Annotated in this window: 22 protein-coding genes; 20 read left to right on the top strand and 2 right to left on the bottom strand. The window is 56.6% G+C overall.

The features are described from left to right. Window positions 1-4: 4 nt before the first annotated feature. From rpsN to IEV40_RS10180, 18 genes are all read left to right on the top strand, one after another. Window positions 5-310 (top strand): 30S ribosomal protein S14, encoded by a 306-nt coding sequence (gene rpsN, locus IEV40_RS10265; RefSeq protein WP_188421353.1) that lies wholly within the window; start codon window positions 5-7, stop codon window positions 308-310. A 14-nt stretch (window positions 311-324) separates the two neighbouring features. After that, the gene (gene rpsH / locus IEV40_RS10260; RefSeq protein ID WP_188421351.1) at window positions 325-720 is read left to right on the top strand and encodes a 30S ribosomal protein S8; all 396 of its coding nucleotides are present in this window, start codon (window positions 325-327) and stop codon (window positions 718-720) included. Between the two features lie 10 nt (window positions 721-730). Further along, on the top strand, window positions 731-1,264 hold the full coding sequence (gene rplF / locus IEV40_RS10255; RefSeq protein ID WP_188421349.1) for a 50S ribosomal protein L6: 534 nt from the start codon (window positions 731-733) through the stop codon (window positions 1,262-1,264). Window positions 1,265-1,273: 9 nt separating this feature from the next. Further along, entirely contained in the window at window positions 1,274-1,636 is a 363-nt protein-coding gene (gene rplR, locus IEV40_RS10250; RefSeq protein ID WP_188422348.1) for a 50S ribosomal protein L18, read from the top strand. Window positions 1,637-1,648: 12 nt separating this feature from the next. Next, window positions 1,649-2,167, top strand: a complete 519-nt coding sequence (rpsE, locus tag IEV40_RS10245) for a 30S ribosomal protein S5 (RefSeq protein ID WP_188421347.1) — start codon at window positions 1,649-1,651, stop codon at window positions 2,165-2,167. A gap of 10 nt (window positions 2,168-2,177) precedes the next feature. Beyond that, window positions 2,178-2,357 carry a 50S ribosomal protein L30 gene (gene rpmD / locus IEV40_RS10240; protein ID WP_229724068.1) on the top strand — a complete coding sequence of 60 codons (180 nt, stop codon included), beginning with the start codon at window positions 2,178-2,180 and terminating at the stop codon, window positions 2,355-2,357. 25 nt (window positions 2,358-2,382) lie between these two features. Beyond that, window positions 2,383-2,814, top strand: coding sequence for a 50S ribosomal protein L15 (rplO, locus tag IEV40_RS10235; protein ID WP_188421342.1), 432 nt, complete (start codon window positions 2,383-2,385; stop codon window positions 2,812-2,814). 24 nt (window positions 2,815-2,838) lie between these two features. Further along, window positions 2,839-4,170, top strand: coding sequence for a preprotein translocase subunit SecY (gene secY, locus IEV40_RS10230; RefSeq protein WP_188421340.1), 1,332 nt, complete (start codon window positions 2,839-2,841; stop codon window positions 4,168-4,170). Window positions 4,171-4,194: 24 nt separating this feature from the next. Further along, on the top strand, window positions 4,195-4,413 hold the full coding sequence (gene infA, locus IEV40_RS10225; protein ID WP_014004414.1) for a translation initiation factor IF-1: 219 nt from the start codon (window positions 4,195-4,197) through the stop codon (window positions 4,411-4,413). Window positions 4,414-4,453: 40 nt separating this feature from the next. Further along, window positions 4,454-4,567 carry a 50S ribosomal protein L36 gene (gene rpmJ / locus IEV40_RS10220; RefSeq protein ID WP_151449224.1) on the top strand — a complete coding sequence of 38 codons (114 nt, stop codon included), beginning with the start codon at window positions 4,454-4,456 and terminating at the stop codon, window positions 4,565-4,567. Window positions 4,568-4,595: 28 nt separating this feature from the next. Beyond that, window positions 4,596-4,961, top strand: a complete 366-nt coding sequence (rpsM, locus tag IEV40_RS10215) for a 30S ribosomal protein S13 (RefSeq protein ID WP_188421338.1) — start codon at window positions 4,596-4,598, stop codon at window positions 4,959-4,961. Between the two features lie 37 nt (window positions 4,962-4,998). Continuing rightward, on the top strand, window positions 4,999-5,400 hold the full coding sequence (rpsK, locus tag IEV40_RS10210) for a 30S ribosomal protein S11 (protein ID WP_188421336.1): 402 nt from the start codon (window positions 4,999-5,001) through the stop codon (window positions 5,398-5,400). Window positions 5,401-5,550: 150 nt separating this feature from the next. After that, entirely contained in the window at window positions 5,551-6,174 is a 624-nt protein-coding gene (rpsD, locus tag IEV40_RS10205) for a 30S ribosomal protein S4 (protein WP_188421333.1), read from the top strand. Window positions 6,175-6,323: 149 nt separating this feature from the next. Beyond that, window positions 6,324-7,301, top strand: coding sequence for a DNA-directed RNA polymerase subunit alpha (locus IEV40_RS10200; RefSeq protein WP_188421331.1), 978 nt, complete (start codon window positions 6,324-6,326; stop codon window positions 7,299-7,301). A gap of 124 nt (window positions 7,302-7,425) precedes the next feature. Further along, a complete protein-coding gene (rplQ, locus tag IEV40_RS10195; protein WP_188421329.1) occupies window positions 7,426-7,821 on the top strand; it encodes a 50S ribosomal protein L17 in 396 nt (131 codons plus the stop codon). 126 nt (window positions 7,822-7,947) lie between these two features. Further along, window positions 7,948-8,301, top strand: a complete 354-nt coding sequence (gene cutA, locus IEV40_RS10190) for a divalent-cation tolerance protein CutA (RefSeq protein WP_188421327.1) — start codon at window positions 7,948-7,950, stop codon at window positions 8,299-8,301. 57 nt (window positions 8,302-8,358) lie between these two features. Next, window positions 8,359-10,104, top strand: coding sequence for a protein-disulfide reductase DsbD (dsbD, locus tag IEV40_RS10185; RefSeq protein ID WP_188422346.1), 1,746 nt, complete (start codon window positions 8,359-8,361; stop codon window positions 10,102-10,104). 146 nt (window positions 10,105-10,250) lie between these two features. Continuing rightward, entirely contained in the window at window positions 10,251-10,889 is a 639-nt protein-coding gene (locus tag IEV40_RS10180) for a peroxiredoxin (protein ID WP_188421325.1), read from the top strand. 55 nt (window positions 10,890-10,944) lie between these two features. Here IEV40_RS10180 and hemB read toward each other — a convergent pair whose 3' ends face one another. Together hemB and yihA are read right to left on the bottom strand one after the other, a co-directional pair. Continuing rightward, complete coding sequence (gene hemB / locus IEV40_RS10175; protein WP_188421323.1) at window positions 10,945-11,958, bottom strand: porphobilinogen synthase; 1,014 nt, start codon at window positions 11,956-11,958, stop codon at window positions 10,945-10,947. Window positions 11,959-12,175: 217 nt separating this feature from the next. After that, window positions 12,176-12,877 carry a ribosome biogenesis GTP-binding protein YihA/YsxC gene (gene yihA, locus IEV40_RS10170; RefSeq protein ID WP_188421321.1) on the bottom strand — a complete coding sequence of 234 codons (702 nt, stop codon included), beginning with the start codon at window positions 12,875-12,877 and terminating at the stop codon, window positions 12,176-12,178. A 179-nt stretch (window positions 12,878-13,056) separates the two neighbouring features. On the opposite strand from yihA, the gene IEV40_RS10165 reads away from it, so the two are divergent. Next, entirely contained in the window at window positions 13,057-13,716 is a 660-nt protein-coding gene (locus IEV40_RS10165; RefSeq protein ID WP_188421319.1) for a c-type cytochrome, read from the top strand. Between the two features lie 111 nt (window positions 13,717-13,827). Then, window positions 13,828-15,957: a cytochrome c biogenesis protein ResB gene (locus IEV40_RS10160; RefSeq protein WP_188421317.1), complete on the top strand. Its 2,130-nt coding sequence runs from the start codon at window positions 13,828-13,830 to the stop codon at window positions 15,955-15,957. The last annotated feature ends 40 nt before the right edge of the window (window positions 15,958-15,997 follow it).

The raw sequence follows: 15,997 nt of genomic DNA, 5'->3' as shown, positions 1-15,997 counted from the left end.
CGCCATGGCAAAACTGGCACTGATTAACCGTGAACAAAAGCGTGCAGCACTGGTAAAGAAATATGCCGGCAAGCGCGCCGAGTTGAAGGCAATCATCGATGACCAATCGAAATCGGAAGAAGAGCGTTACGAAGCGCGCCTGAAATTGCAGGCTCTGCCGCGTAATGCCAATCCGACACGTCAACGTAATCGCTGCAATTTGACTGGTCGTCCTCGTGGCACTTTCCGCAAGTTCGGTTTGGGCCGTATCAAGCTCCGTGAAATCGCCATGCGTGGTGAGATTCCGGGTATGACTAAAGCAAGCTGGTAATAGGAGAATAAGCAATGAGTATGAGCGATCCTATCGCCGATATGCTGACCCGTATCCGCAATGCGCAAGGCGTGCAAAAAACTTCGGTGGCGATGCCGTCGTCGAAAGTCAAGATTGCCATTGCCAATGTGCTGCGCGACGAAGGCTACATTGAAGATTATGCAGTGACGGAAGCTGGCGGCAAGGCTGAGTTGAAAATCGGCCTGAAATACTATGCCGGTCGTCCAGTCATCGAGCGCCTGGAGCGCGTGTCCCGTCCGGGTCTGCGCATCTACAAAGGCAAGGATGAGATTCCGAGCGTCATGAACGGTTTGGGTGTGGCCATCGTGTCGACCCCGAAAGGCGTCATGACCGATCGCAAGGCGCGCGCAACCGGTGTCGGTGGCGAAGTCATTTGCTACGTCGCTTAAGGAGTGCAAGATGTCTCGTGTAGGTAAAATGCCGATTGCACTGCCGAGTGGCGCGGAAGCGTCCATCTCTGCAACGCAGATTACGGTCAAGGGCCCGCTGGGCTCCCTGAGCCAGGCGCTGAATGGTCTGGTGCAAATCGAAAACAACAATGGCACGCTGAATGTGGCGCCGGCAGATGACAGCCGCGAAGCCAATGCGATGTCCGGCACGATTCGTGCGCTGGTCAACAACATGGTCAATGGCGTCACCAAGGGCTTCGAGAAGAAGCTGACGCTGGTTGGTGTGGGCTTCCGTGCTGCGGCGCAAGGCGACAAGCTGAACCTGTCGCTGGGCTTCTCGCACCCGGTTGTTCATCAGATGCCGCAAGGTATCAAAGTGGAAACGCCGTCGCAGACCGAGATCCTGATCAAAGGTATCGATCGCCAGCGTGTTGGCCAGGTGGCTGCTGAAGTCCGCGCTTACCGCGCTCCGGAGCCTTACAAGGGCAAGGGCGTTCGCTATGCGGATGAAGTGGTTGTGCTCAAAGAAACCAAGAAGAAGTAAGGGTTGATGATGGACAAGAAACAATCCCGTCTGCGCCGCGGCCGCCAAACCCGCGCCAAGATTGCCGAGCTGAAGGTCAATCGCCTGGCTGTGCATCGTACCAACCTGCACATCTATGCCACGATCATCAGCCCGGATGCAAAGGTGCTGGCTTCGGCTTCCACGCTGGAAGCAGAGGTTCGCCAGCAGCTGGCAGGCCAGTCCGGCAAAGGTGGCAACGCTGCTGCCGCCGCACTGATCGGCAAGCGTGTTGCAGAGAAAGCATTGAAAGCAGGAATCTCCGAAGTTGCGTTCGATCGCTCCGGTTTCCGTTATCACGGCCGTATCAAGGCAGTTGCTGAAGCTGCGCGCGAAGCCGGTCTGAAGTTCTAAGGAAGAATCGTCATGGCAAAAATGCAATCGAAAATGCAAAGCGAAAAGCCGGATGATGGCATGCGCGAAAAAATGATCGCGGTTAACCGTGTGACCAAAGTGGTCAAGGGTGGTCGCATCATGGGCTTTGCCGCACTGGCAGTGGTTGGCGACGGCGACGGCCGCATCGGCATGGGCAAGGGCAAGTCGAAGGAAGTCCCGGTGGCCGTGCAGAAGGCAATGGAAGAAGCACGTCGGAAGATGATCAAGGTCACCTTGAAGAACGGTACGCTGCAACACACGGTGAACGGCAAGCACGGCGCATCGTCGGTGTTGATGCTGCCGGCCAAGGACGGTACTGGTGTTATCGCCGGCGGCCCGATGCGCGCGATCTTCGAAGTGATGGGCGTGACGAACGTGGTTGCCAAGTCGACCGGTTCGACCAATCCGTACAACATGGTGCGTGCAACACTGGACGGTCTGTCCAAGATGAGCACTCCTTCGGAAGTTGCCGCGAAGCGTGGCAAGTCCGTTGAAGAAATCCTGGGCTAAGGTGAACGCAATGGCAAATACGATCAAAGTCAAACTGGTCAAGGGTCTGATCGGCACGCGTGAGTCGCATCGTGCGACGGTTCGTGGCCTGGGCCTGCGTCGCGTCAATTCGGTTTCCGAATTGCAGGACACGCCGGCAGTGCGCGGCATGATCAACAAAGTAGCGTATCTCGTGAAAGTGGTGTCGTAAGCCTGGCTTACGTACGGAGAAAATCATGGAATTGAACACCATTCAACCTGCAGACGGCGCCAAGCACGCCAAGCGTCGCGTCGGTCGCGGTATCGGCTCCGGCCTGGGCAAGACAGCCGGTCGCGGTCACAAAGGTCAGAAATCGCGTTCGGGCGGTTTCCACAAGGTTGGTTTCGAAGGCGGTCAGATGCCGCTGCAACGTCGTCTGCCTAAGCGCGGTTTCAAATCGCTGGCGACGCCGTACAAGGCGGAAGTTCGTCTGTCCGATCTGCAGGCTTTGCCTGTCGAGGAAGTCGATATTCTGGCGCTGAAGCAAGCTGGCATCGTCGGCGAACTGGCTCGCGTTGTGCGCGTCATTCTGTCGGGTGAAATCAGCAAGAAAGTGACGCTCAAGGGCTTGATCGCGACTAAAGGCGCGAAAGCAGCGATCGAAGCAGCCGGCGGTTCGGTTGCGTAAAGCAGTCTGATAACGGGGTAAACATTGGCTACTGCTCCTCAGCTTGCCAAAGGTTCGGCCAGCGGATTTCCGTGGGGTCGTCTCTGGTTCCTGCTTGGTGCGCTGATCGTGTTCCGTATCGGTGCGCACATTCCTGTTCCGGGCATTGATCCGGATCAGCTGGCGCAGTTGTTCAAGCAAAACCAGGGCGGCATCCTGGGTATGTTCAACATGTTCTCCGGTGGCGCACTGTCGCGCTTCACGGTGTTCGCGTTGGGCATCATGCCGTACATTTCTGCATCGATCATCATGCAGCTGATGACGGTCGTGTCGCCACAATTGGAGGCGCTGAAGAAGGAAGGCGAATCAGGTCGTCGCAAGATTACCCAGTACACGCGTTACGGCACCTTGTTGCTGGCGACGTTCCAGGGCTTGGGTATCGCGATTGCACTGGAATCGCAGGTCGGACTGGTGATTGACCCGGGCTTGGCTTTTCGCCTGACGACGGTTATCACGTTGGTGACCGGTACGATGTTCCTGATGTGGCTGGGTGAGCAGATCACCGAGCGTGGTCTGGGCAACGGTATCTCGATCATCATCTTTGCCGGTATCGCTGCAGGCTTGCCGAATGCGATCGGTGGATTGTTCGAGCTGGTGCGTACCGGTTCGATGAGTACGTTGTCGGCAATCCTGATTTGTGCAGTGGTGGCTGTGGTGACGTATCTGGTCGTGTTCATCGAACGCGGTCAGCGCAAGATTCTGGTGAATTATGCGAAGCGTCAGGTCGGTAACAAGATCTATGGTGGACAGAGCAGTCATCTGCCGCTGAAGCTGAACATGGCGGGCGTGATTCCGCCGATCTTTGCATCGTCGATCATCCTGTTCCCGGCGACGATCACCAGTTGGTTTACGTCAGGTGAGACGACAAGTGCTTTCATTCGCTTCCTGAAGGATTTGGCGGCATCGATGGCGCCAGGCGAACCGATCCATGCGCTGCTGTATGCGATTGCCATCGTTTTCTTCTGCTTCTTTTATACCGCACTGGTATTTAACAGCAAGGAAACGGCGGATAACCTGAAGAAAAGTGGTGCGTTTGTTCCTGGTATTCGTCCAGGCGATCAGACGGCGCGTTACATCGACAAGATTCTGACGAGACTGACGCTGGCCGGTGCTGTGTACATCACGCTGGTTTGCCTGTTGCCGGAGTTCCTGATTGCGCGCTGGAAAGTGCCGTTCTATTTCGGTGGTACCTCGCTGTTGATTATCGTTGTCGTTACGATGGATTTCATGGCGCAAGTACAGAATTACGTGATGTCGCAGCAATATGAATCGTTGCTACGCAAGGCGAATTTCAAGGGTGGTATTCCGTCGCGATAAGTACGGGGACACAGGCGAGAACGAATGGCAAAAGACGACGTAATTCAAATGCAGGGCGAGATTCTCGAGAATCTGCCGAATGCAACGTTTAGGGTCAAGCTGGAAAACGGGCATATTGTGCTCGGGCATATTTCGGGAAAGATGCGGATGAACTACATTCGCATCCTTCCAGGCGACAAGGTGACGGTTGAGCTGACACCTTACGATTTGAGCAGGGCGCGGATTGTGTTCCGCACGAAGTAACTTTTAGAACGAATCAGAACTGTAGGAAAGAGGGCAAAAAATGAAAGTGCTCGCATCAGTCAAGCGGATCTGCCGCAACTGCAAGATCATCAAGCGCAAAGGCGTTATTCGTGTCATCTGCACCGAACCACGCCACAAGCAGCGCCAAGGTTAATTTAACGTTATCGATTGAGGAATAACGAATGGCACGTATCGCAGGGGTGAATATCCCCAACCATCAACATACCGTAATCGGCCTGACCGCAATTTATGGTATCGGTCGTCCTCGTTCGCAACAAATTTGCGAAGCGACGGGTGTGCCGACCACGAAGAAGGTCAAGGACCTCGACGATAACGAGCTGGAAAAGCTGCGCGATGAAATCGCCAAGTTCATCGTCGAAGGCGATCTGCGCCGTGAACTGTCGATGAACATCAAGCGTTTGATGGATCTGGGTTGCTACCGCGGCCTGCGTCATCGCCGTGGTCTGCCTCTTCGCGGTCAGCGTACGCGTACCAATGCTCGTACCCGTAAGGGCCCGCGCAAGGCAGCGCAGTCGCTGAAGAAATAATCCAGGCAAACGCTAGTCGGATTCAAGGAAACTTATAATGGCAAAAGCACCGAATAACGCCGCAGCACGTGTGCGTAAGAAAGTTAAGAAGAACGTTGCTGAAGGCATCGCGCACATTCACGCGTCTTTCAACAACACGATCATCACGATCACCGACCGTCAAGGCAATGCCCTGTCTTGGGCAACGTCCGGCGGCGCAGGCTTTAAGGGGTCGCGTAAATCGACCCCGTTTGCTGCGCAGGTTGCTGCAGAAGCTGCAGGCAAGGTCGCGATCGAATGCGGTATCAAGAACCTGGAAGTGCGTATCAAGGGCCCGGGTCCTGGCCGTGAATCGTCGGTTCGCGCGCTGAACAACCTGGGTATCAAGATCACCCAGATCCAGGATGTGACGCCGGTTCCGCACAACGGCTGCCGCCCGCCGAAACGTCGTCGTATCTAAAATCCGGGCGGTCGTTTCGACCGTCTGAATTGCAGTAAATGCCCGCCAATGCCCTTGGCGGGTTTTGTTCTTAAGCCCACCGTCTGATTGCAGGCAGATCAGACTAGCGCCCGATGAATTTGGGGCGTCATTTGATAAAAGGAAAACACCGTGGCACGTTATATCGGACCAAAAGCAAAACTCTCGCGTCGCGAGGGTACCGACCTGTTTCTGAAGAGCGCACGTCGTTCGCTCGATTCCAAGTGCAAGCTCGACTCCAAGCCGGGTCAGCATGGCCGCACCTCCGGCGCACGTACGTCGGATTACGGCAACCAGCTGCGTGAAAAGCAGAAGGTCAAGCGCATGTACGGCGTGCTGGAGCGCCAGTTCCGCCGCTATTTTGCCGAAGCGGATCGCCGCAAAGGCAACACCGGTGAAACGCTGCTGAAGCTGCTGGAAGGCCGTCTGGACAACGTCATCTATCGCATGGGCTTCGGCTCGACCCGCGCGGAAAGCCGTCAGCTGGTTTCGCATAAAGCCTTCACCGTCAACGGTATCGTCGTGAACATCGCGTCGTATCAGGTCAAGCCGGGCGATGTCATCGCCGTGCGCGAAAAGGCCAAGAAGCAGGCGCGTATCGTCGAAGCGCTGTCGCTGGCTGAACAAGTCGGCATGCCGTCGTGGGTGTCGGTTGATTCCAAGAAGATGGAAGGCACCTTCAAATCGGTTCCGGACCGCAGCGAAATTGCCAACGACGTCAACGAATCGCTGATCGTCGAACTGTATTCGCGTTAATCGTAGTATTTGCCGCCGCTGTATCGCATTCAAGAGCCGGATTACAAGCGCGCGGCGGCGCTGTTTTCTCCGGTTCTTCCAGCAGCAGTCGTTATCACTCCATCAGCCTTATCGGTGTAACGAGCCGAGGGTATTGAAAAGGACATTACATGCAAAACAGTTTGTTGAAGCCTCGTATCATTGAAGTCGAAGTGCTGGGTGCCGGTCACGCGAAAGTCGTGATGGAGCCATTCGAGCGCGGCTACGGTCATACGCTGGGTAATGCGTTGCGCCGCGTGCTGCTGTCATCGATGATCGGCTATGCGCCGACCGAGGTGACGATCGCGGGCGTCGTGCACGAATACTCGTCGCTGGACGGCGTGCAGGAAGACGTCGTCGATCTGCTGTTGAACCTGAAAGGTGTGGTCTTCAAACTGCACAACCGCGATGATGTCACGCTGATCCTGAAGAAGGAAGGCGAAGGCGCCGTGCTGGCTTCGGATATCGAACTGCCGCACGATGTCGAACTGATTAATCCAGACCACGTGATCGCGCATCTGACCGCCGGTGGCAAGCTGGATATGCAGATCAAGGTTGAAAAAGGCCGCGGCTATGTGCCGGGCAACGTGCGTCGCCTGTCGGAAGATACCAACAAGACGATCGGCCGTATCATTCTGGACGCATCGTTCTCGCCGGTTCGCCGCGTGTCGTACGCAGTGGAATCCGCTCGCGTCGAGCAACGTACCGATCTGGATCGTCTGGTCATCAACATCGAAACCAATGGTGTGATCACGCCGGAAGAAGCGATCCGCCAATCGGCCCGTGTGCTGGTCGATCAGTTGAATGTGTTCGCAGCACTGGAAGGCACAGAAGTGCCGGCAGATGCTCCTTCGCGTGCACCGGCTGTCGATCCTATCCTGCTGCGTCCGGTCGACGATCTGGAACTGACGGTCCGTTCCGCAAACTGCCTGAAAGCAGAAAACATCTACTACATTGGCGATCTGATCCAGCGTAGCGAGAATGAACTGCTGAAGACGCCGAACCTCGGCCGCAAGTCCCTGAATGAAATCAAGGAAGTGCTGGCATCCCGCGGTTTGACGCTGGGCATGAAGCTGGAAAACTGGCCGCCTGCCGGTCTGGAGAAGTAATTTGCTGCGAGGCGGGGTATACTTCGCCTCGCTTTGTTTGTTATTGATTGAACTACCGGTCCGCGTCGCTGGCAAGCGACGATAGAAGAACTGGATTTAAACTCGAAACCTGAAAGGAATCACCATGCGTCACCGTCACGGCCTCCGTAAGCTGAACCGTACTTCCTCGCACCGCCTCGCGATGCTCCGTAACATGACTGTTTCGCTGTTGCGTCACGAAGCGATCAAAACCACGCTGCCGAAAGCCAAGGAACTGCGTCGCGTCGTCGAACCGATCCTGACCCTGGGCAAGACCGATACGCTGGCGAACAAGCGCTTGGCCTTCAACCGCCTGCGCGATCGTGAAATCGTCGGCAAGCTGTTCTCCGAACTCGGCCCACGCTACGCAAACCGCAACGGCGGCTATCTGCGTATCCTGAAAATGGGTTTCCGTGTCGGCGACAACGCTCCGATGGCGTTTGTCGAACTGGTCGACCGTCCGGAAAACACCGAAGCTGTCGAAGACAACAGCGCGGAATAACGATCGCTTGACGCCGTCATTGATGGCGCGGCAATCGATAAAAAAGCCAGGCTTGTGCCTGGCTTTTGTTTTTTCGGCATATTCGTTTACTGTAACCGGATCGAACAAGCTGACGTACTACAGAACATGAACGACAAGGATGGATTCTGCGCGCTGCTGGTCATGACGACGGTTCCCGACGAGGCAAGCGCACAGAAACTTGCACATGCCCTCGTCGAACGACGCTTGGCTGCCTGTGTCCATCTGTTGCCGTCGATTCGGGCTGTCTATCGATGGCAGGATGCGATCGAGGAAGCCACCGAAGTGGCGGTTCATATCAAATCCGTGCAGGCGCGTTATGCAGAGCTGGAGATTGCGATACGCGAATTGCATCCGTATGACGTGCCGGAAATCGTGGCGGTGCCGATTGTAGCCGGTTCGCGGGATTATCTTGAATGGTTGAAAAAGCAGGTCGCTGGCGGTACAGACATCCAGGAGTAACAGGTGGATAGAGTGGGTAAAGAGAAACAATATTCGTTGTTTGCGCATGTGCGCAGCATGGCGGCAATGCTGCAAATGCTGATCGCGGTGATGTGCGCGATGATGGTGCTGCCTGCGCAGGCCGACGAGGATTATCTGGCCCCGGACGTTGCGTTCCAGCTGTCGGCGGGAATGGCTGATGCCGGAACCGTCGTCGTCCATTTCAAGATCGCGGACGGCTATTACCTGTATCGCGAGCGCTTTGCCTTCAAGGCATCCGATGCAGTGCTGGGAGCGGCGAATATTCCCGCTGGCGTCATCAAGTTCGACGAGACTTTTCAAAAGAACGTCGAAACCTATCACAGGGAAGTGACGATCCGCATTCCGGTCGAGGCAAGCGCCCCCTTCGTGTTATCGGTGACCAGCCAGGGATGTGCGGATAAAGGGTTGTGCTATCCGCCGATGGAAACGCATGTCAAATTGGATCCTACGGTCCTGACCGCAGGTGGAGTTGTCGGCAATGCCGCAAGCGGAGCGGCGGCTGGAGCAATGCACGACTCCGAAACCGGCCGAATCGAGCGTGCATTGCAGAGCGGTAGCCTGCCAACCATACTGCCGCTGTTTTTCCTGCTCGGCCTCGGCCTTGCCTTCACGCCATGCGTGTTGCCGATGATTCCAATTCTGTCGGGCATCATTGTTGGCGAGGGCGCACGCGTCGGCCGTACGCGCGGTTTCATCCTGGCACTGGTTTATTCATTGGGGATGGCGATAGTCTATACCGCCCTCGGCATCGCAGCCGGCCTGATCGGCGAAGGGCTGGCGGCCGCACTGCAGAATCCTTGGGTTCTCGGCGCTTTCGCGATCCTGATGGCCGTACTGGCCTTGTCGATGTTCGATGTATATCAATTACAGGTACCGGCAGCATTGCAGACACGTTTGACGCAGACGTCCGGCCGGTTTGCCGGCGGCAAGATGCTGGGCGTGTTTGTGATGGGGGCGATTTCCGCGCTGATCGTGGGGCCCTGCGTCGCGGCGCCGCTGGCCGGTGCATTGGTTTACATCAGCCAGACGCGTGATGTTGTCATCGGCGGTAGCGCACTGTTTGCGATGGCAATAGGGATGAGTGTGCCGTTGCTGGTGGTTGGCCTGTCGGCAGGCAGCCTGTTGCCGCGTGCCGGCATGTGGATGAGCGACGTCAAGCATTTCTTCGGGGTACTGATGCTGGCGGTGGCTTGGTGGATGGTGTCGCCTGTCATTCCAGCAGTGGTTCAGATGCTGGGATGGGCGGCAATCGGTCTCGGTTACGGTGCCTACCTGTTGTGGGGCGTGGGCAAGGGCTGGGCGTTGCGTGCGCTAGGATTGGCTTTCGCCGTGCTGGGTGCCGTACAACTGGTCGGCGTAACCGCCGGCGGGCACGATCCGCTGGCGCCACTGTCGCATCTGCAATCGACACCGGAAGCTCGGGTCAGCTTCGTTCGCGTGAAGACCGTGACTGAACTGGACAGGGTGCTAACGCAGTCTGCCGGCAAATATGTCATGCTGGATTTTTATGCGGACTGGTGTGTCTCGTGCATCGAGATGGAAAAACTGACTTTCCCCGATTCGCGCGTGCGCGCACAGTTGGCGGATATGGTGCTGCTGCAGGCGGACGTCACGAAAAACGATGCCGATGACAAGGAGATGTTGAAGCGTTTTCAACTGTTCGGCCCGCCTGGCATCATCTTCTTTGACAAGAGCGGCCATGAGATTCCGGGCGGTCGCGTTGTCGGTTTCCAGAATGCCGACAGATTTTCGCAATCGCTGGCGAACATACGCCGGTTCTGACGCGCGTTTCCTGCGGGAAGCGCAGACTGAAAGTCATACACATAGCTTCCCGTTATTTGTATAGTGGATATCTGTCTTTGGGCGGCACGACTATTTCGTTGTAGTCTTGCTGTAGTGAGATCGATTACAGTGCAAAGGAGAAAGTAATGACATTACGTTTGGGCGATACCGCACCTGATTTCGAGCAGGAGTCGTCGATCGGGAAGATCAAGTTTCATGACTGGGCTGGCGATTCGTGGGTGGTCCTGTTTTCCCATCCGGCGGATTTCACGCCTGTATGCACCACGGAACTTGGCCTGACTGCCAAGCTGAAACCCGAGTTCGACAAGCGCAACGTCAAGGCGATCGCACTGTCGGTGGACGCGGCGGAAAAACATCTGTCGTGGATCAAGGATATCGAGGAAACGCAGAAAACCGTCGTCGGTTTTCCGATCATCGCCGATTCGGACAAGACCGTTTCGACGCTGTATGACATGATTCATCCGAATCAGTCGGCAACGGCGACGGTCCGTTCCCTGTTCGTCATCGATCCGAAAAAGGCCGTGCGCCTGATCATCACCTATCCGATGAGTACCGGCCGCAACTTCGATGAAGTGTTGCGCGTCATTGATGCGCTGCAGTTGACGGATGGTTATGCGGTGGCGACGCCGGGCAACTGGCGCGACGGCGACGATGTCATTATTCCGTTGACCGTACAGGACGAGGCTGTGATCAAACAGAAGTATCCGAAAGGTTACAAGGCCGAGCGGCCGTATCTGCGCTTGACGCCACAGCCGAACAAATAATATTTGCACCAATAAAAAAGCGCTCCGCGGGGCGCTTTTTTATTGGGCGGCATGTTCAGCTGGTTTTCAGCCGGCGTGCAATATCCAGCGCGAAATAGGTCAGTACGCCATCGGCACCAGCACGTTTGAAGGCGATCATTGCTTCCATCATCGCCTTGTCGTGGTCGATCCAGCCGTTCTGCGCAGCAGCCTTGATCATCGCGTATTCGCCGCTGACCTGATAGGCGAAGGTCGGTACCTTGAATTCGTCTTTCACCCGCCGCACGATGTCCAGGTACGGCATGCCCGGCTTGACCATCACCATGTCCGCGCCTTCGGCAAGATCCAGCGCCACTTCCCGCAATGCTTCATTGCTGTTGGCTGGGTCCATCTGGTACGTCATCTTGTTGCTCTTGCCCAGCGTGGCCGACGAGCCGACCGCATCGCGGAACGGGCCATAGAAGGCCGAAGCATACTTGGCCGAGTACGCCATGATGCGTGTATGGATATGGTGACTGGACTCCAGCGCGACGCGGACGGCAGCGATGCGGCCATCCATCATGTCCGACGGCGCGACGATGTCCACGCCGGCCTCTGCCTGGGTCAATGCCTGCTTGACGAGAATGGCGCAGGTTTCATCGTTTAGTACATATCCCTGGGAATTGAGCACGCCGTCCTGGCCATGGCTGGTGTAGGGATCGAGGGCAACGTCGGTCAGGATGCCGAGCTCGGGGAAGCGTTTCTTGAGTTCGCGCACGGCACGCGGTACCAGGCCGTCGGGATTGGTGGCTTCGATACCGTCCGGCGTCTTCAGCGATGCACTGATGACAGGGAACAGCGCCAGAACCGGAATGTGCAGCGCCACGCACTCTTCAGCCACATTCAGCAGCAGATCGATCGACAGCCGTTCGACGCCGGGCATCGATGAAACTTTTTCACGCTGGTTCTCGCCATCGGTAATGAAGACGGGATAGATCAGATCCGCCGGCGTGATGGCGTTTTCCCGCATCATCGCGCGCGAAAATGCATCCTTGCGCATGCGTCGCATGCGGACGGCGGGGAATTGTGCGTTGGTCAAGAGTTTGGACATGGCGGTCTTCGGCAAAGAGGCAATCGTTAAAAAAGCGGCGAACCGGTGAAACTTTTTCGCTGCATGCTTATCCTAGATGGCAGATGCTATGCATCTCCCGCTTCTCCTCCCTGAGCGGGGCCGCATCGCTACCATAGCGATATGGCGTTATTGCCCTGGAGATACTCCCCTTTCTCCAGGGCTTTTTTTATGCGCGGCCGGTTCGCGGAATCCATATTCACGAGATGACCGGCGCGACATCGGAGGTCTCCTCCGCATCGTTCAATCCCAGCAATGACAGGATTTTATCGTCGGCCTCGTCGATGCCGCTGCGCTTGAGCGCGGAAAAAAGCTGGGCGGTGAATGGAAACGGCTTCCCTTCTTCATCCACATAGCTGCCGAGGCGGGCGCGTACCGCGCGCAGGGCATCGGCGCTTTCGCTGCGGTTCAATTTGTCCGCTTTCGTCAGCAGGCAATGAATGGGCTTGCCGGTCGGCGCAAACCATTCCAGCATCTGGATATCGAGATCGGTGAACGGCCGGCGCGAGTCCATGATCAGGATCAGTGCCGCCAGCTGCTTGCGCTGCCGGACGTAATCGCCCAGCAATTCCTGCCAGTGCAGCTTGGCGGAGCCGGAAACCTCGGCATAGCCGTAGCCCGGCAGGTCGACCAGCAGCCCGCGGATTTCGTCCACGCGGGTTTCATCCTTGCGGTGCTGGCCGACGTGGGCGCCGCCGATCGAAAAGTAATTGATGTGCTGCGTACGCCCCGGCGTCTTGGAGGCAAACGCGAGTTTCTTCTGGTTGGCCAGAATGTTGATGGCCGTCGATTTGCCGGCATTGGAACGCCCGGCGAAAGCAATTTCGGGAACTTGCGTATTTGGCAAATCGCGGAGATGATTCACCGTGGTGAAGAAACGGGCTTGCCAAAGTAGGGACATAGGGGGGATGGGAAAATACGTGAAGGCTGGCAAAAATGCCGAAAAGCTATTGTACAATCAACGACTAGGCATAATTGCCCCACGGAGGAACTAAAGCTTTCAATTGCAGTACGTGCAGAACGAACGGTAACAAAACGTCGCCACCTCAGGCCAGAATTTTAAATACTCAGGGTGTTTGAATGAATCGAGTTTGTTTTCCAATCATAAAAATCGCGTCCGTTGCAATGTTGGCAATCGTTTCCTCTCTCGCCAGCGCCCAAGCCCCTAAACCTGCCAAGTCCGATCCCGCCAAGGGAGAGGCGCTTTACAACACAGGCGATGCGGCACGCAACATTACGGCCTGTATTGCCTGCCATGGCGCTGCCGGCAATTCGACCATTTCGCAAAACCCGAAGCTGACCGGCCAGCCCGGCGCTTACATCCATAAACAGCTGCTCGACTTCAAGAGCCCTGCGCGCAACAATCCGATCATGACCGGTATTGCCAAGGCCATGACGGAAGAAGATATCCAGAACGTCGTGGCCTATCTGGCCAAGCAGAAACCGGCGCCGGGTGCGGCGCGCAATCCGGCGACGGTCGAACTGGGCAAGAAGATTTTCCGCGGCGGCATCGCCGAGAAGCACATACCGGCCTGTGCCGCATGCCACAGTGCGAATGGCGCAGGCATTCCGGCGCAGTTTCCGCGTCTGGCGGGGCAGCATCAGGACTATACGACGGCACAATTGGTCAATTTCCGTTCCGGCGCACGCAAGAACAGCGAGCCGATGACGACAATTGCCAAGCGGATGTCGGACGAGGAAATCCAGGCAGTCGCGGATTACGTGGCAGGCCTGAAATAAAAGGAATTACGCGGAAAAACAGGACGGGGGCGGCCTAGGCTGCCCCTTTTGTTTTTCAAGAAAGCATGTGGTAATGCGGCGCATGCCTGCGAACGAGAAATGAAGAGCGGAATGACGAGCGAAACTGAAACGAATGCCGCGGAGATAAATACCAGCGGTTGGGAATTGCAGACCAGCCGCCGCTGGCTGGCCGAAACAGTGGAACTGCTGTCATCCATGCGTTTTGCCATCAGCCTGCTGACGTTGATATCGATCGCATCGATCATCGGCACCGTGCTGAAGCAGAACGAGCCGATGCCGAACTACGTCAATCAGTTCGGGCCGTTCTGGTTCGAGATTTTCGACAAGCTGAGCCTGTATGCCGTCTATTCGGCCTGGTGGTTTTTGCTGATCATGGGCTTCCTCGTCGTCTCGACTTCGTTGTGCCTGATCCGGAATGCGCCCAAGATGCTGCACGACATGCGCAGCTGGCGCGACAACGTGCGTGAACAGTCGCTGCGCAATTTTCACCATCGAACGGAATGGGAAAGCGGTCTGGATCATGCAGCATTGGCTGAACAAACTGCCAACCGTATCGCCGCCGACGGCTACAAGGTGAAAGTATTCGAGCGGGAAAACGCCACGCTGATCGCGGCGCGCCAGGGGGCAGGCAACAAGTGGGGCTACATCTTCGCCCATGCCTCCATCGTCATCATCTGCCTGGGCGGTCTGCTTGATTCCGATCTGCCGATTCGCATCCAGAAACTGCTGTTCGACAAGACGCCATTCTCCGGCAGCGGCCTGATTTCGCAGATTCCGGCGGCGCATCGTCTCGGTCTCGGCAATCCGACTTTTCGCGGCAATACAATGATTCCGGAAGGCGGCAGCAGCAATACTGCAATCATTCCGCAGGCGGACGGCGTGCTGATCCAGGACCTGCCGTTCACTATTCAGTTGAAGCGCTTCGTCATCGACTATTACTCGACCGGCATGCCGAAACTGTTTGCCAGCGACGTCGTCATCACCGACAGCGAGAATGGCAAGTCTTTCCCTGCGACGATCAAGGTGAACGAGCCATTGATCTATCGCGGCATCGCCATGTATCAATCCAGTTTCGAAGATGGCGGAAGCCATCTGAAACTGGCCGGTTATCCGATGCAGGGCGTACAACGCACATCGTTCACGATGCAGGGCGAGGTCGGCAATTCATCGCCCTTGCAATCTGCAGGCAGCGATTACACGGTCGAATGGTCGGGCTTTCGTCCGTTCAATGTCGAGAACATGGCGCAGAACGGACAGGATGTGCGTGCCGTCAATCCACGACAGGGTTTCGGGCAATCCTTTTCCGCCAGCCTCGATAAACATCTGGGCTCGGCCGCGAAGAATGCCGAAAACAAGGATTTGAAGAACGTCGGCCCCAGTGTGCAGTACAAGCTGCGCGACAAGAACGGCCAGGCACGCGAGTACTTGAACTACATGCAACCGGTACTGATCGATGGTTCCTGGGTTTTCCTTGCCGGCATGCGCGATACGCCGGATGGCCCGTTCCGCTACCTGCGCATTCCGGCCGATGACAACGACACGGTGGAAGAATGGATGCGCCTGCGTGCAGCACTGGTGGATCCGGCCTTGCGTGTACAGGCAGCACAACGCTACGCAAGGCGCGCGGCGCCGGACGCGCGGGAAAACGTCACGCGCCTGCGCGAGCAGCTGCAAGCATCGTCGTTGAAAGGCTTGACCATCTTCGCCGGCGACGAACATGAATCCGGTTATGTTGCCGTTTCTCGCTTCCTCGAGAAAATTCCGCCGCAGGAACAGGAAAAAGCGGCGGACATCTTCATGAAGATACTCAACGGCAGCCTGTGGGATCTGTGGCAATTGGCGCGCGAACGCGACGGCCTGCCGCCGGTCGAACCCGATGAAAAGCACGGACGCTTCCTGCAGTTGGCGACCAATGCCTATTCGGATGCGTTTTTTTACGGTGCGCCGGTTTATCTGCAACTGCAGGGTTTCGAGGAAGTGAAGGCTTCTGTCCTGCAGGTGACGCGCTCGCCCGGCAAGAATGTCGTCTACTTCGGCTGCCTGCTGCTGGTGATTGGCGTGTTCTCGATGTTTTACATACGTGAGCGCCGTCTGTGGGTTTGGATCAAGCCGTCCGGCAACGGTGCATCGCATGCGTTGATGGCGATGAGTTCGCAGCGCAAGACGCTGGATTTCGAAAAGGAATTTGAAACGCTGAAACAGCAATTACCGTTGCCATAAATGGTGACGTGCTCACTATATACTGTGCGCTTTCGCCGAC

The sequence above is a fragment of the Oxalicibacterium solurbis genome (assembly GCF_014635845.1).
Taxonomy (GTDB): Bacteria; Pseudomonadota; Gammaproteobacteria; order Burkholderiales; family Burkholderiaceae_D; genus Oxalicibacterium; species Oxalicibacterium solurbis.
The sequence above is the reverse complement of the archived record's forward strand: the minus strand, read 5'-3'. Positions and strand labels throughout refer to the sequence as shown.

Excerpts from the sequence above, each read along its gene's own strand:
- rpsN (WP_188421353.1), top strand. The coding sequence starts at position 5 with ATGGCAAAACTGGCACTGATTAACCGTGAACAAAAGCGTGCAGCACTG.
- rpsH (WP_188421351.1), top strand. The coding sequence starts at position 325 with ATGAGTATGAGCGATCCTATCGCCGATATGCTGACCCGTATCCGCAAT.
- rplF (WP_188421349.1), top strand. The coding sequence starts at position 731 with ATGTCTCGTGTAGGTAAAATGCCGATTGCACTGCCGAGTGGCGCGGAA.
- rplR (WP_188422348.1), top strand. The coding sequence starts at position 1,274 with ATGGACAAGAAACAATCCCGTCTGCGCCGCGGCCGCCAAACCCGCGCC.
- rpsE (WP_188421347.1), top strand. The coding sequence starts at position 1,649 with ATGGCAAAAATGCAATCGAAAATGCAAAGCGAAAAGCCGGATGATGGC.
- rpmD (WP_229724068.1), top strand. The coding sequence starts at position 2,178 with ATGGCAAATACGATCAAAGTCAAACTGGTCAAGGGTCTGATCGGCACG.
- rplO (WP_188421342.1), top strand. The coding sequence starts at position 2,383 with ATGGAATTGAACACCATTCAACCTGCAGACGGCGCCAAGCACGCCAAG.
- infA (WP_014004414.1), top strand. The coding sequence starts at position 4,195 with ATGGCAAAAGACGACGTAATTCAAATGCAGGGCGAGATTCTCGAGAAT.
- rpmJ (WP_151449224.1), top strand. The coding sequence starts at position 4,454 with ATGAAAGTGCTCGCATCAGTCAAGCGGATCTGCCGCAACTGCAAGATC.
- rpsM (WP_188421338.1), top strand. The coding sequence starts at position 4,596 with ATGGCACGTATCGCAGGGGTGAATATCCCCAACCATCAACATACCGTA.
- rpsK (WP_188421336.1), top strand. The coding sequence starts at position 4,999 with ATGGCAAAAGCACCGAATAACGCCGCAGCACGTGTGCGTAAGAAAGTT.
- IEV40_RS10200 (WP_188421331.1), top strand. The coding sequence starts at position 6,324 with ATGCAAAACAGTTTGTTGAAGCCTCGTATCATTGAAGTCGAAGTGCTG.
- rplQ (WP_188421329.1), top strand. The coding sequence starts at position 7,426 with ATGCGTCACCGTCACGGCCTCCGTAAGCTGAACCGTACTTCCTCGCAC.
- cutA (WP_188421327.1), top strand. The coding sequence starts at position 7,948 with ATGAACGACAAGGATGGATTCTGCGCGCTGCTGGTCATGACGACGGTT.
- dsbD (WP_188422346.1), top strand. The coding sequence starts at position 8,359 with ATGGCGGCAATGCTGCAAATGCTGATCGCGGTGATGTGCGCGATGATG.
- IEV40_RS10180 (WP_188421325.1), top strand. The coding sequence starts at position 10,251 with ATGACATTACGTTTGGGCGATACCGCACCTGATTTCGAGCAGGAGTCG.
- hemB (WP_188421323.1), bottom strand. The coding sequence starts at position 11,958 with ATGTCCAAACTCTTGACCAACGCACAATTCCCCGCCGTCCGCATGCGA.
- yihA (WP_188421321.1), bottom strand. The coding sequence starts at position 12,877 with ATGTCCCTACTTTGGCAAGCCCGTTTCTTCACCACGGTGAATCATCTC.
- IEV40_RS10165 (WP_188421319.1), top strand. The coding sequence starts at position 13,057 with ATGAATCGAGTTTGTTTTCCAATCATAAAAATCGCGTCCGTTGCAATG.
- IEV40_RS10160 (WP_188421317.1), top strand. The coding sequence starts at position 13,828 with ATGACGAGCGAAACTGAAACGAATGCCGCGGAGATAAATACCAGCGGT.